The following is a 15,096-nucleotide window of genomic DNA, read 5'->3' on the forward strand; positions in this document are numbered from 1 at the left end:
TTTTCGTTGTTAAAAAAACGAACCTTCTGTCTCTGAGGCAGGTCAAGTGAATAAGAGGGCACGCTGCTTCGTGCAATCCTTGCTACGACCTGTTTACGTCAGTCGTTCATACCATCGATTAATGATGTATTTCGATGGTGTGCATCATCCAAACGGAAAAGGGTGATTGGCTGCCGGAAGGAAAGCGCTAGCCAACAACTATAAAGGGAGTGAGTCATGATCAGTGCTGCTGTGCCCAATCAAGATGAACGGCTGGGTATACCTGCCGTAGACCGAATTTCGTTGTCTGACCTAACCCCTGCCGGCGGTAAAGCGGTTCTGCCGGCCGGGAGCGCCAACCCCAATAAAAAGAAAGTCTTGTTTGTGACGTCTGAATTGGCCGATCTGGTCAAGACCGGCGGGTTGGGCGATGTCTCCGCTGCACTGCCACGGGCCATGCGCCATTTGCATGATGTGCGGGTCTTGATCCCCGGCTATCGCCAAGTGCTGAACAGCGATAACCCGATTCACATCATTGGTGAACTCGGCGGCCATGCGGCCCTGCCCGCTTGCAAAATCGGGCGCATGGACCTCAAGGACGGCCTGGTCATTTACGTCCTGATTTGCCCGGAATTGTATGAACGTGACGGCTCTCCCTACGGCGCCAATAACGGCCGGGACTGGCCCGACAATCACATTCGCTTCGCCCGACTGGGGCTGGCCGCGGCTGATATCGCCGCCAACCTCGCGCAGATTCACTGGCAGCCTGATCTGGTGCACGCTCACGACTGGCCTGCAGGGCTGACACCGGCCTACATGCATTGGCGTGGCCAACGCACGCCTACCCTGTTTACGATTCACAACCTCGCTTATCAAGGTGTATTCAGTCGCGCCAGCTGCCCGGAACTGGGCATCCCGCACCATGCCCTGCAACAGGACGGCATGGAGTTTTACGGCAAACTGTCCTACCTCAAGGCGGGCATGGCCTATTCCAGCCATATCACCACGGTCAGCGCCACCTATGCGCAGGAAATCACCACCCCTGAATTCGGCTGCGGGCTTGAGGGCTTTCTCTCCAGTAAAACCCAGCAAGGCTTGCTCAGCGGTATTCCCAACGGGATTGATGAAAGCTGGGAGGCGTCCACCGATCCGCATCTGACGGCGCCCTTCTCCATCGGCGACTGGGAAGGCAAAGCCCGCAACACCGAGCATGTGCGCGAGCTGTTTGGCTTAACACCGTCCAAAGGTCCGTTGTTCGCCGTGGTTTCGCGCCTGGTGTACCAAAAAGGACTGGACCTGACTGAAGCCGTTGCGGCCTTTATCGTCGCCTCGGGCGGCCAGATCTGCATCATCGGCCGGGGCGAGCCCGAAGAGGAACAGGCCATGCGCGAGTTGGCCCTGCGCCATCCCGGGCAAGTGGGGGTGAATATCGGCTTCAATGAAACCGACGCCCGGCGCATTTTCGCCGGCAGTGACTTTTTATTGATGCCTTCTCGTTACGAGCCCTGCGGCTTGAGCCAGATGTACGCGCAACGCTTCGGCTCGCTGCCGGTGGCGCGCAACACCGGCGGCCTGGCTGACACCATTGAAGATGGCGTAACGGGCTTTCTGTTTAACGAGTCCACTGTTCAAAGCTATGAAAACGCCTTGCGTCGGGCTTTCAAGGTGTTTGCTTATCCCGATTTGCTCAATGCCATGCGTTGCCGCGCCATGTCTGCCCCCTTTAACTGGTGCCAGGCCGTGGAACCGTACGCCGAGCTGTATGAGCGACTGGTGGCCCAATCATTGAGCAGAACCGCACACACCTGACGCCCTTGAAGAGGCCTTTTATCGATGCCTTCACAGACATTGGCTACATGGCCCCACGGCGCCCACTTGCTGGATGCACACCACACACGTTTTGCCTTGTGGGCACCTGACGCACACAGCGTCAGCGTGACCCTGCAAGACGGGCGATCTGTGGCCCTCTCACCTGAGCCTGACGGCTGGTTTGTCGGTGAGGTCGAGTGCCCAAAAGGCACTCGTTATCGCTATTGCATCAATGGCGACACCGAGGTGCCTGACCCGGCTTCTCGGGCCCAGGATGGCGGCATCGACGGTTTCAGCGTGGTGGTAGACCCGCATGATTTCGTTTGGCGCCACCGTCACTGGAAAGGCCGCCCGTGGCATGAAGCAGTCATTTATGAAGTGCATGCCGGGGTGCTGGGCGGTTATGCCGAGGTCGCCAAACAGTTACCGCGTCTGGCGCAGTTGGGCATCACTGCGATTGAGCTGATGCCACTGGCGCAATACAGCGGCGAGCGCAACTGGGGCTATGACAGTGCCTTGCCCTATGCACCCCATGACACCTATGGCTCGCCTGCCGCACTCAAAGCGCTGATCGATGAGGCGCACGGCCTGGGCCTGATGGTGATCGTCGATGTGGTCTATAACCATTTTGGTCCGCTGGGCAATTATTTGCCGACCTATGCCAAAGCCTTTCTCAATTACCAGCATCACACTCCGTGGGGCGCCGGGATCAATTTCGAGCGCCGTGAAGTCCGCGATTTCTTTATTGAAAATGCCCTGATGTGGCTGCTCGATTACCGTATCGACGGCTTACGGCTGGATGCGGTGCATGCCATCAATCACCCCGGTTTCATGCAGGAGTTGGCCCATCGTGTGCGTCACAGTGTCGATCCAGCGCGGCATGTGTGGTTGACCCTTGAAAATGAGTTCAACCAGGCTTTTTTGCTGGAGAAAGACTACAACGCGCAATGGAATGATGACGGCCATAACGTCCTGCACGTGTTGCTGACCGGGGAAACCGACGCCTACTACGCCGAGTTTGCCGAACATGCCAGCCAGCAACTGGCCCGCTGCCTGAGTCAGGGCTTTGTCTTTCAGGGTGAAAAAGACCGCCACGGGCATCCGCGCGGTGAACCCAGCGGTCAGTTACCCCCCAGTGCCTTTGTGCTGTTTTTGCAAAATCACGACCAGGTGGGTAATCGCGCCTTTGGCGAACGCCTGCACCAGCTCTGCCCGCCTCAAGCGTTACACGCAGCCACCGCGCTGTTGCTCTTGTCGCCTATGATTCCGCTGCTGTTTATGGGCGACGAAAGTGCCGCGCCCGAGCCCTTTACCTTTTTTACCGACTACACCGGCGAGCTGGCACAGGCCGTTTGCGAGGGGCGGCGCAAGGAGTTTTCCGCCTTCAGCCATTTCGCTTCAGGTGAGCATGCCCCACTGATTCCCGACCCCAATCTTCGCTCAACCTATGAAAGCGCCCGGCCCTCTTTGCCAAACGCTGATGACGAAGAACGTCAGCGCACGCTCGCGCTGTATCAACACCTGCTGCGCATCCGCCATCAGTCGATCATTCCACGACTGGACGGTGCCCAGGCATTGGGTGCTCAGGTGTTGGCGACAGGCGCTGTCGCGGCCCGCTGGCGCATGGGCGATCACAGCGTGTTGCATATCGCCCTCAACTTGAGTGCTCAAGCGGTGCCTTACAGCGCCCCGGCCGAATCCGAAGTCCTGTATCAAACCCCGCCGCAGTTGCTCGCGCACCTTCGCGAACATGGCCTGTTAGCGCCTTACAGCGCGCTCGTCGCTCTGGTTCGCAGCCCTTATCACCCCACGTCCCTGGAAAGTGCCCATGAGTGAATCACAGCTTGAAATACTCGCTGGCCGTGCAGGTTTGGCCGTGGACTGGGTCGATGCCAACGGCCGTCCACAACGCGTCGAGCCTCACGTGCTGCAAGCCGTGCTGGCCGGTCTGGGCTTGCCCGCCGACAGCGGCGCAGCCATAGAAACCAGCCTGTTGAACTTACAGCTCGAGCAGCAGAATAAACGCCTGCCGCCCCTGTTGACCGCCGATGTGGGCAAAGGTCTGGACCTGACGCGCTACTTCAACCCCCACAGTCAGTGCGTGGTCTATCTGGAAACCGGCGGCTCGCTGGATATTCAGCTGGACGCCGATGGGTATTTGCCCGGCATGATTCCGGTCGGCTACCACCGTGCGCAAGTGGATGACCAACACTTTACGTTGGCGGTGGCCCCACCCCGCTGTTACAGCATGGCCGATGCGCTTGACACCCCAACCCCGCGGGCCTGGGGTTTGAGCGTGCAGCTGTATGCCTTGAGGCGCGAAGGCGACGGCGGTTTTGGCGATACCCAAGCGCTAGAACGCTTTGCCAAAGCCGCCGGTGAACGCGGAGCCGATGCCGTGGCCATCAGCCCCATGCATGCCATGTTCAGTTGCGACCCCCACCGTTACAGCCCGTATTCGCCGTCCAGCCGACTGTTTTTCAACAGCCTGTACGCCGCACCCGCGATGGTGCTGGGGGAAGTGGCCGTGCAACGGGCCATTGAGGCCACCGGCCTGACCGACGAACTGCATAGGCTTGAGCAATTACCCTTGATCGACTGGCCCGCCGCTACCGTGGCCAAAAACACCCTGCTGCGCCAGCTTTACGAAGATTTTCTGCTGGGCGAGCAACCGCTGCTCGAAGACTTCAATCAGTTTCGCGACAGCGGTGGCGAGGCCCTCGAAAACCACTGCCGCTTTGAAGCCCTGCAAGCTCAACACGTCGCCGACCATCAAGGGCTGGACTGGCGCCAGTGGCCCGAACAGTGGCGCGATCCCAACAGTCCGGCGCTGTTGGTGTTTGCTGAAGAACACGCCCACAGCATTGGTTATTTCGCCTTTAACCAATGGCTGATTGCCCGCTGCCTGGCGCAGACCCATAAATCGGCCCGGGACAGTGGCATGGCCATTGGTTTGATTGCCGACCTCGCCGTGGGCGCCGATGGCGGCGGCAGTCAGGCCTGGTGCCGCCAGGACGAACTGCTGGCACAGCTGACCGTGGGCGCACCGCCCGACATGCTCAATCGTCACGGCCAAGGCTGGGGGATCTCGGCGTTTTCTCCGGATGGGCTCAAGCGCAACGGTTTTCGCGCCTTTATCGAAATGCTGCGCGCCAACCTCGCGTATGCCGGGGGCCTGCGCATCGACCACGTCATGGGCCTGCAACGGCTGTGGGTGATCCCCTTGGGCGCGCAACCCCATGAAGGCGCTTACCTGTATTACCCGGTGGAAGACATGCTGCGCCTGCTGGCGCTGGAATCAGTGCGCCATCGCGCCATTGTGTTGGGCGAAGACTTGGGCACCGTGGCCGACGGCCTACGTGAAAAACTCAGCGAGCGGGCCATTCTCGGCATGCGCGTATTGCTGTTTGAACAGGATTACGGGGCGCGCTTCAGGCCCATCCTCGACTGGCCCGACAACGCGCTGGCCACTACCAGCACCCATGACACGCCGACACTCAATGGCTGGTGGCTGGAACGCGACATCGACTGGAATGCCCGTCTGGGCATGGTCGATGAGCCCACCGCCGTGCATTGGCGTGAACACCGTCAACACGAGCGTGACGGCCTGCATAGCGCCCTGAGTCAGGACCCGCAAAACTTTCAGAACGAATCCAGCGGCGCCGATCAAGTGCTCGATGCCAGCGCGCGTTTTCTCGGGCATACGCGGGCCCCTCTGGTGCTGCTGCCCATCGAAGATGCGCTGGGGCTTGAAGAACAGCCCAACCTGCCGGGCACCGTCAGCACCCACCCGAACTGGCGCCGACGGTTGCCTGCCGAGGCCGAAGCCTTGCTCGACTCGCCCGGTGTGGCCCGCCGCCTGGAACTGCTGGCCTGCGCACGTCTGCAAGCACAGGAGCGCGATCAGTGAATCGTCACCCGGCAGTGGACTGGCGAGCCACCCTGCGTCTGCAATTGCACGCCGGTTTTACCCTGGACGACGCCTGTGAGCAGGTGCCCTACTTTGCCCGTCTGGGCATCAGCCACCTCTATGCGTCACCCTTGCTGACCGCGCGTGAAGGCTCCATGCATGGTTACGACGTGGTCGACCCCACCCGCGTCAGCCCGGCACTGGGCGGTGAAGACGCCCTGCGCCGACTGGTGGCCGAACTGCGCGCACACAACATGGGCTTGCTGCTCGATTTCGTCTCCAACCATATGGCCGTAGGCGGCGCCGATAACCCGTGGTGGCAGGATGTGCTGGCGTGGGGCCGGGCCAGTCCGTATGCGGAGTTTTTCGACATTAAGTGGCATTCAGCCGACCCGCTACTGGAAGGGCTGTTATTGCTGCCATTTCTGAGCGACGACTATGGCCCCACACTGCGGGCAGGCGACATTGCTCTGCGTTTCAATGCCCGGCAGGGAACGTTCCACGCCGAGCACGGCCCGCATCATTTTCCGATTTGCCCGCAGGATTACCCGGCACTTCTGGGTGCCAGTGAGTTGCCTGAGCTGCAGTCTTTGGCACAAGGCTTTTCTGCGCTGACCCAGTTCGGCAATCCCCGCGATCAAGCGGCGGCCTTACACCGCCAGCTGGCAGAGCTAAGCCAATCGCCCGCCACCGTCGCCGCCATCGAGCAACATTTGCAACGCTACGATTCACGTCACAGCGAAGGCTTTGCACGCCTGCATCAACTGCTCGAAAAACAGTCCTGGCGGCTGGCCAGTTGGCGCACGGCGGCGGACGACATCAACTGGCGGCGCTTTTTCGATGTCAACGAACTGGCCGGTTTACGCGTCGAGCGGGCCGCAGTCTTTGAAGCCACTCACGGCAAACTCTTTGAGCTGATCGCTGAGGGTCTGGTTGACGGTGTACGCATCGACCACATCGACGGCCTTGCCGATCCCGGCGGTTATTGCCGCAAACTCAGGCGCCGGATCGACAGCCTCAGCCCGGATCGGCACGTGCCGATCTATGTCGAAAAAATTCTCGGGGGGCATGAGCAACTGCCCCCCGACTGGGGCGTGGACGGCACCACCGGTTACGAGTTCATGAATCAGGTCTCACTGCTGCAACACCAGCCCGAGGGTGAGCAAGCACTGGCCTTGTTATGGGCCGCCCACAGCCACCGGCCTGCCGACTTCAAAGCCGAAGCATTGCTGGCGCGCAAACAGATCCTCAACGGCGCACTGGCGGGCGACTTCGAACGCGTGGCACTGGCGCTACAGGACGTGGCACGCAGCGACATCATGACCCGCGACCTGACGCTGGGCGCCATACGCCGAGCCTTGCAAGCGCTGGTGATTCATTTCCCGGTGTACCGCACTTACATCACCGCCGCTGGCCGCAGTGAGGCCGATGATGCGGTGTTTGAGCAGGCACTGACAGGAGCACGCGAACGCTTGAGCGAAGCCGACTGGCCGGTACTGGACTATCTGCAACAGTGGCTGGGCGGCGACCCCTGGCGCAGCCGACCGCTGGGGCACGCCCGCACCCTGCTCAAACAGGCCTGCATACGCTTTCAACAATTGACCTCGCCCACGGCCGCCAAAGCCGTGGAAGACACCGCCTTCTATCGCTATGGGCGATTGCTCTCGCGTAATGACGTCGGCTTCAGTGCCGAGTGTTTCAGTGCACCCGTCGAGGCCTTTCATCAAGCCTGCGAAACACGTCTGGCGAATTTTCCTGACAACCTGCTGGCCACCGCCACCCATGACCACAAGCGCGGCGAAGACTGCCGCGCACGATTGGCCGTGCTCAGCGAACGCAGCGACTGGTATGCGCACTGCATTGCCCGCTGGCTGCCGCTCGCACGGCAACTGCGGGCCGACCCGCAAGGTCCGAACCGCGCGGATGAATTGATCCTGTTTCAAATCATCCTCAGCAGTTGGCCCCTGCAATTGCTCCCGGATGACAGGCCAGGCCTGGAGCGCTATCACGCGCGCATTTGGCAGTGGCAACTCAAGGCCCTTCGCGAAAGCAAACTCGACACTCAGTGGGCGGTGCCCAATGAACCTTATGAACAAGCGATCAACGCCTTTATCGAACGGCTGTTGCTGCAACCCGAAGGGTTGAACCTGCGTACCGAGTTGTATAACGCAGCGCAAAGCATCGCCCCGGCCGGTGCGATCAACGGCCTTGCCCAATGCCTGCTGAAACTCACCAGCCCCGGCATCCCTGATATTTACCAAGGCTGCGAAGGCTGGGACCTGAGTCTCGTCGACCCCGACAACCGACGCCCGGTGGACTATGCCCGGCATCTACAAATGCTCGATGACACCCTCAGCCCGCAGGCCCTGCTGGCTGACTGGCGCAGCGGAGCGATCAAGCAGGCCTTGATTGCCCGCACCCTCAACGTCCGCGCCCGGCACCCGCAGCTGTTCAGCCGGGGTCGCTATATACCGCTGGCTATTCGCGGAGAACATGCCGATCACCTGCTCGCGTTTGCCCGTCAGTGGCATGAGCAAGTGGCTATCATCGTTGTGCCACGCCTTATCGCCAATCACACCCAAAAACACTTACAACTGCTGGAAAAAACACCCGAATGGGGTGAAACCTTCATCGAACTACCGTTCGACGGAATAGATGCAACATTTAAGGGATTTTTTGGTTCGCCCGCAGTCATTACACATAGGACGCTAAGGGTCAGCGACGCTCTGGACACCTTCCCCGTCAGCCTCATGATCAACACTTGAGTTCAGGAGCTTTGCGATGAGTACTAACGAAAAACGCATTCGTGAATTTGCTTACCAAATCTGGGAGTCCGAAGGACAACCCCATGGGCAGGAAGCCCGGCATTGGGAGATGGCGCACAAACTGGCGCAGGCCGAGGCGTTAGCGCCGACCAAGGCCGAAACGGCCAAAGCGGCCAAAGCGCCGGCCAAGTCCGCAGCCGCCAAGCCAGCCACCAAGGAAGCGGCCGTTAAAAAGCCACGGGCACCGCGCAAGCCGGCCACGCCTTAACGCTGCTCAGTTAACGCCGAACGTCATTTTGAACAGGACCATAACGCCTGACGGGCACTTATTGCCCGTCACTAGCGACACTTTACCCAGGAGCCACTATGTCTCAGCGCAAGTCAGCACCCTCTGCAACACCGGACGTTGAACCCTCGCGTATTCGCGAAGGGCTGCCCTTCCCGCTTGGCGCCACTTGGGACGGGCTAGGTGTGAATTTTGCGTTGTTCTCGGCCAATGCCACCAAAGTCGAGCTGTGCCTGTTCGACTCCACCGGCGAAGTGGAACTGGAACGTATCGAGCTGCCCGAGTACACCGATGAGACCTACCACGGGTACTTGCCCGACGCCCATCCGGGGCAAATCTACGGCTACCGCGTGTACGGCCCGTATGACCCGAAAAATGGCCATCGTTTCAACCACAACAAACTGCTGATCGACCCCTACGCCAAGCAACTGGTCGGCGAACTGAAATGGTCAGAAGCACTGTTCGGTTACACCATCGGCCACCCCGACGCGGACCTGAGCTTCGATGAACGCGACAGCGCGCCCTTCGTGCCCAAATGCAAAGTGATCGACCCGGCCCACACCTGGGGCCACGACCATCGCCTCGTGGTGCCGTGGGAACGCACGATTTTCTACGAAACCCACGTGCGTGGGATCACCATGCAACACCCCGCCGTCCCGGAAAATGTGCGTGGCACCTTTGCCGGTCTGATGGTCGATGAAGTCATCGAACACATCCGCAAACTGGGGGTCACCAGCGTCGAATTGCTGCCCATCCATGCCTTCGTCAATGACCAGCACCTGCTGCAAAAAGGCATGACCAACTACTGGGGCTACAACAGCATTGCGTTCTTTGCCCCCGATCCGCGTTACCTCGCCAGCGGCAAAATTGCCGAGTTCAAGGAAATGGTCGCGCACCTGCACGAAGCCGGGCTGGAAGTCATCATGGACGTGGTCTACAACCACACGGCCGAGGGCAACGAGCAAGGCCCGACCCTGTCCATGCGCGGGATCGACAACGCCTCTTACTACCGCCTGATGCCCGATGACAATCGCTACTACATCAACGATTCCGGCACCGGCAACACGCTGGATTTGAGCCACCCCTGCGTGCTGCAAATGGTCACCGACTCGTTGCGCTACTGGGCGCAGGAGATGCACGTCGACGGCTTCCGCTTTGATCTGGCCACCATTCTGGGCCGCTACCACGACGGCTTTGATGAACGCCACAGCTTTCTGGTGGCCTGCCGCCAGGACCCGTTGCTGCGTCAGGTGAAAATGATTGCCGAACCTTGGGACTGCGGCCCCGGTGGTTATCAGGTGGGCGGCTTTCCACCGGGCTGGGCTGAATGGAATGACCGCTTTCGCGACACCGTGCGCGCCTTCTGGAAAGGCGACGAAGGTCAGCTGGCCGATTTCGCCGCGCGCATGACCGCTTCCGGCGAACTCTTCAACCAGCGCGGACGGCGCCCTTACGCCTCGGTCAACTTTATAACCGCCCACGATGGCTTCACCCTGCACGATCTGGTGTCCTACAACGACAAGCACAACGAAGCCAACGACGAGAACAACCAGGACGGCAGCAATAACAACCTGTCGTGGAACCACGGCGTTGAAGGCCCCACCGAAGACGAAGAAATCAACACCCTGCGCCTGCGCCAGATGCGCAACTTCTTCGCCACCCTGTTACTGGCCCAGGGCACGCCGATGATCGTGGCCGGTGACGAGTTCGCCCGCACTCAGAACGGCAACAACAATGCCTACTGCCAGGACAGCGAAATTGGCTGGATAAACTGGGAGCTCGACGCCGATGGCAAGTCGCTGCTCAAGTTCGTCAAACGCCTGATCAAACTGCGCATGAGCTATCCGATCCTGCGCCGTGGCCTGTTTCTGGTTGGCCATTACAACGAAGAACTGGGCATCAAAGACGTGACCTGGCTGGCCCCCGAAGGCACCGAGATGAGCATTGAGCAGTGGCAAGACCCCAATGGCCGCTGCCTGGGGATTTTGCTCGACGGTCGCGCTCAAGTGTCTGGCGTGCAGCGCGCTGGGGCCGATGACACGGTGTTGATCACGGTCAACGCACAACATGACGCCGTCGATTTCACCCTGCCTGAAGTACCCGAAGGTTGCGGCTGGATCTGCAAGTTCGACACCTTCGATCCGGACTTCAAAAACCGCGATACGTTGGCTTTCAACAGCACTTACAGCCTTAATGGGCGTTCGATGGCGCTGTTCGAACTGATCCGCACCGCCGAGGAATAACCATGGATCTGCACGATTTTTTCAAGACCGTCACCCTGCCTCTGACCACCGCGCAGGCGCTGGGTGATTGCTTGCAAAAGATGGTCGATGCCGGGCTGGACACCCTGCCCTTACCGGGCAGCGGGCGCACACTGGAGCGCTGGCAGCGTCTGGCGTTGGTGGCGGGCAACGACTTGGGTTTGTGCAAACTGTATGAAGGCCATACCGACGCGCTGGCAACGATGCAGGAACTGGATGCAGAGCGTCCGCCCGCCGGCAGCACTTGGGGGCTTTGGGCTGCAGAACCGCCCAATGCCCGCGTGCAGGTGCGCACGGTCAATGGGCACGCCGTGCTCGACGGCCGCAAGTCGTGGTGCTCGGGGGCGGCGGTGGTCAGCCACGGTTTGCTGACCGCGTGGGATGAACAGGGTGCCGTGCAATTGGTGGCCGTTGAAATGCAGCAACCGCAGATCAGCATCACCACCCACGGTTGGGAAGCCGTGGGCATGAGCGCCACCGCCAGTCTTGATGTGCAGTTTGAACAAGCGCGGGCAACCTGCATCGGTGGTCCCGGCGACTACTTGCAGCGCCCCGGCTTCTGGCAAGGGGCAATCGGCATCGCCGCATGCTGGCATGGCGCGGCCAGCGCATTGGCCCACACCCTGCAACAGCACTGTAGCCAGCGCGCCGATCCTCACGCGCTGGCACATCTGGGTGCGGTCAATGCCGCCTTGTTCAGCGCCACCTGCGTGTTCGCCGAGGCGGCCCGGCACGTGGACGCAGCGCCCACGGCTGATGCACAACTATTGGCCCGTCAAACCCGCGCCCATATTGAAGCCTGCGTTGATCAGGTCATTGCACACGTCGGTCGGGCGCTCGGCGCGGGGCCGTATTGTAAAAACCCGCACTTTGCCCGTTTGAGCGCCGACCTGCCGGTCTACTTGCGCCAAAGCCATGCCGAGCGCGACCTGCAAGTGTTGGGCGAACAGGCGGCCCTGCTGCCCGAAAGGAAATGGCCACTATGACCACCAACCTGATTGTGGGTGCGGGCACCGAGCTGGATCACTGGAACAATGCCCGGTGCCTGACCCACATGCCCCACATCGACCTGACCCGTCTGGTGCCTGACGGCGTTCGTGCCGTCATCATCGCCCCGCATCCCGATGATGAAATTCTGGGCTGCGGCGGCGTGCTGCAACTGCTGCACGCTGCCGGTCGATCACTGCTGTTGATGTCCATCACCGACGGCACGGCCAGTCATCCGGGGTCTGCTCAATGGACCCCGGAGCGTCTGCGTCAGGTACGCCCGCAGGAATCCGAAGAGGCCGTGACCCGTCTGGGCCTGAGCGGCTTGAACTGGGTGCGTGGCGGGTTTGAAGACACTCAGGTCGCGAGCAGCGAAGACGCCGTGAGCGACTTCATCAAACAACACCTGCGACCCGGCGACGTGGTATTCGCCACCTGGCGCGAAGATGGCCACAGCGACCACGACGCTGTGGGCCGTGCCAGCAGTCGAGCCGCCAAAGCCGTGGGTGCGACCCTGCACGAGGTGCCTATTTGGGCCTGGCACTGGGCCCACAATGACGATCCCCGGGTGCCGTGGAAGCGTGCGCGCAAAGTGGCTTTAAGCCCTTATGCCATCGCCCGCAAACGCTACGCAGCTCAGGCATTTACCAGCCAGCTGGAACACGACCCGAGCACCGGGCTCGCTGTATTGCCTGCGCCCGTACTGGAACGCTTGCTGCAACCGTTCGAAGTTGTTTTTTTACAGGAATAAATCATGAGTGTGCCAACCACATTTTTCGATCAGCTTTATGAACATAACCCTGATCCCTGGGCCTTTCGTGACCGTTGGTACGAGCAGCGCAAACGCGCGCTCACCCTGGCCAGCTTGCCGCGCCAGCACTATGCATCGATTTACGAACTGGGCTGTGCCAATGGCGAACTCAGTGCCGGCCTGGCCCAACGCACCGACCGCTTATTGTGCTGTGACGCGGCGGCCAAAGCGGTTGAACTGGCGCGAGAGCGTTTGCGTCATTGCCCGCATGCGCAGGTTCAGCAAAGCCGCATTCCGGCGCACTGGCCAGAAGAACACTTCGAACTGATCGTACTCAGCGAACTGGGTTACTACCTGGATGAGGCTGAACTGCATCACCTGATTGAGCGCGTAGTGCGCAGCCTGACCCCAGACGGGCACTTTCTGGCGTGCCACTGGCGACCGGCCATTGAAGGCTGTTCCCTGACGGGCGACTCCGTCCATCACCGGCTGCATGAAAGTTTGGGTCTACACCGATTGGCCCGGCACCTTGAAGACGATTTCATCCTTGAAGTCTGGGTCCGTGACCCTATTTCAGTGGCTCAGCGGGAGGGCCTGCGATGATTGGCGTATTAATCCCGGCCCATAACGAACAAGCACTGCTTGGGCAGTGCCTGCAAGCGGTGCTGCTGGCAGGCCAGCATGCGCGGTTAGAGGGAGAAACCGTCAGCGTGGTGCTGGTACTGGACAGTTGCAGCGATCACTCGGCTGAAATCGCGGCGGGTTTCGACATTCACGTGCTGCACATACAGGCCCGCAATGTCGGAGCGGCTCGAAGTCTGGGCGCCCAATGGCTGCTCAAACAGGGTGCGCGCTGGATTGCCTGCACCGACGCGGACAGCCTGGTGGCTGAAGACTGGCTGGTTGAACAACTGGCGCTCAACAGCGATGCGGTGTGCGGCACCGTGGCCGTAGACGACTGGGGCACCCTGATCGACGCGCCTGCCCAAGCCCGTTACCACGCGGCGTACGAAGCTCGCGACGGGCACCGGCACATCCACGGCGCCAACTTGGGCATCAGCGCCCGGGCCTACCGGCAAGCGGGCGGGTTTGAGCCCTTGAGCTGCCATGAAGATGTTCAATTGGTGAAACAGCTGCAAGCGTGCGGAGCCCGCATCGCCTGGAGCCACCGGCCCAAAGTGACCACCAGCGCCCGGTTGGACTGTCGAGCGGCGGGGGGATTTGGCGATTACCTGAAGTCCCTGCTAGCGTTGCCTGCAGCTGATCAACATCAACCGGACTCGCGTCCCGATACGCTATAACTGCCTGTGCGCCGAACGGCCGGGCGTGTACCGGGTCGAACGTGATTCAACGCACAGGAGAGACCATGACGCTTGATATTGTCGGCAACCCCATCGAATCGCCAGCGCCCGAAACGGCGCCGGCCGTACACCGGGTCAAAGTGCTCACGGTCAACATGCACAAAGGCTTCACCGCCTTAAACCGGCGCTTCATCCTGCCGGAGCTGCGCGAAGCCGTGCGTGCTACCGGCGCTGACGTGGTGTTTTTGCAAGAAGTGCTGGGCGAACATGACAAACACGCCTCGCGTTACGACGCGTGGCCGGCTGTGTCGCAGTATGAATTTTTGGCCGACAGCATGTGGACTGACTTTGCCTACGGCCGCAACGCGGTCTACCCCGGAGGTCATCACGGTAACGCGGTGCTGTCCAAATTCCCGATCAAATCGTATCGCAACCTTGACGTGTCCATCACCGGCCCTGAGCGCCGCGGGCTGTTGCACTGTGTGCTGGACGTGCCGGGGCATAAACAGGTGCATGCGATCTGCGTGCACCTGAGCTTGTTGGAGAGTCATCGGCAGTTGCAAATCGTCTTGCTCAACCAACTGCTCAAATCCTTGCCGCCTGAAGACCCGGTCATCATTGCGGGGGATTTCAACGATTGGAAACTGCAAGGCAATGCGACCTTGCTACAGCGTGACGACTTGCATGAAGTGTTCCTGCGTCACCATGGCCAACTGGCCAAGAGCTACCCGGCGCGGTTTCCGATGTTACGGTTGGACCGGGTGTACCTGCGCAATGCGACGGGTCAAAACCCGATGATCCTTGGGGGCAAACCGTGGACGCATTTATCGGATCATTTACCGTTATCGGTAGAGGTGAATTTATAAAGTGCAGGCTAGTGATCTGGTTTTGATCTGCATGTGATCTGGTTTTGATCTGCTTGTGATCTGGTTTTGATCTGCTTGTGATCTGCTTGTGATCTGCTTGTGATCTGGCTTTTGATCTGCCGCCCCTTCGGGAGGCCGAGTGTAGGTTTCGCGGAGTGGGTCGACCGGCATGGATGCCGGG

11 protein-coding genes are annotated in these 15,096 nt (G+C 60.4%); all 11 read left to right on the forward strand.

Translation table 11 applies throughout. From position 1 onward, the window contains the following. Positions 1–216: 216 nt before the first annotated feature. The 11 genes from glgA (at position 217) to GHN86_RS16735 (ending at position 14,915) form a co-directional block, all read left to right on the forward strand. A complete protein-coding gene (glgA, locus tag GHN86_RS16685; RefSeq protein WP_153386961.1) occupies positions 217–1,788 on the forward strand; it encodes a glycogen synthase GlgA in 1,572 nt (523 codons plus the stop codon). A 24-nt stretch (positions 1,789–1,812) separates the two neighbouring features. Next, positions 1,813–3,624: a malto-oligosyltrehalose trehalohydrolase gene (gene treZ / locus GHN86_RS16690; protein WP_153381089.1), complete on the forward strand. Its 1,812-nt coding sequence runs from the start codon at positions 1,813–1,815 to the stop codon at positions 3,622–3,624. Further along, positions 3,617–5,698 carry a 4-alpha-glucanotransferase gene (malQ, locus tag GHN86_RS16695; RefSeq protein ID WP_153381091.1) on the forward strand — a complete coding sequence of 694 codons (2,082 nt, stop codon included), beginning with the start codon at positions 3,617–3,619 and terminating at the stop codon, positions 5,696–5,698. Before treZ ends, malQ begins: the two co-directional genes overlap by 8 nt. Next, positions 5,695–8,463: a malto-oligosyltrehalose synthase gene (locus tag GHN86_RS16700; protein ID WP_323369983.1), complete on the forward strand. Its 2,769-nt coding sequence runs from the start codon at positions 5,695–5,697 to the stop codon at positions 8,461–8,463. The genes malQ and GHN86_RS16700 overlap by 4 nt, the downstream gene beginning before the upstream one ends. A 16-nt stretch (positions 8,464–8,479) precedes the next feature. Beyond that, positions 8,480–8,731: a DUF2934 domain-containing protein gene (locus GHN86_RS16705; protein ID WP_153381095.1), complete on the forward strand. Its 252-nt coding sequence runs from the start codon at positions 8,480–8,482 to the stop codon at positions 8,729–8,731. A gap of 98 nt (positions 8,732–8,829) precedes the next feature. Beyond that, positions 8,830–10,992 carry a glycogen debranching protein GlgX gene (gene glgX / locus GHN86_RS16710; RefSeq protein ID WP_153381097.1) on the forward strand — a complete coding sequence of 721 codons (2,163 nt, stop codon included), beginning with the start codon at positions 8,830–8,832 and terminating at the stop codon, positions 10,990–10,992. Positions 10,993–10,994: 2 nt separating this feature from the next. Then, positions 10,995–11,996, forward strand: coding sequence for an acyl-CoA dehydrogenase (locus tag GHN86_RS16715; protein WP_153381099.1), 1,002 nt, complete (start codon positions 10,995–10,997; stop codon positions 11,994–11,996). Next, positions 11,993–12,748 carry a PIG-L deacetylase family protein gene (locus GHN86_RS16720; RefSeq protein ID WP_153381101.1) on the forward strand — a complete coding sequence of 252 codons (756 nt, stop codon included), beginning with the start codon at positions 11,993–11,995 and terminating at the stop codon, positions 12,746–12,748. Before GHN86_RS16715 ends, GHN86_RS16720 begins: the two co-directional genes overlap by 4 nt. Positions 12,749–12,751: 3 nt before the next feature. Continuing rightward, a complete protein-coding gene (locus GHN86_RS16725) occupies positions 12,752–13,351 on the forward strand; it encodes an SAM-dependent methyltransferase (RefSeq protein WP_153381103.1) in 600 nt (199 codons plus the stop codon). Then, a complete protein-coding gene (locus GHN86_RS16730; RefSeq protein ID WP_153381105.1) occupies positions 13,348–14,049 on the forward strand; it encodes a glycosyltransferase in 702 nt (233 codons plus the stop codon). The genes GHN86_RS16725 and GHN86_RS16730 overlap by 4 nt, the downstream gene beginning before the upstream one ends. A gap of 65 nt (positions 14,050–14,114) precedes the next feature. After that, positions 14,115–14,915, forward strand: coding sequence for an endonuclease/exonuclease/phosphatase family protein (locus GHN86_RS16735; RefSeq protein ID WP_153381107.1), 801 nt, complete (start codon positions 14,115–14,117; stop codon positions 14,913–14,915). Positions 14,916–15,096: the final 181 nt, after the last annotated feature.

It is taken from the genome of Pseudomonas helleri, assembly GCF_009600315.1.
Taxonomy (GTDB): domain Bacteria; phylum Pseudomonadota; class Gammaproteobacteria; order Pseudomonadales; family Pseudomonadaceae; genus Aquipseudomonas; species Aquipseudomonas helleri_A.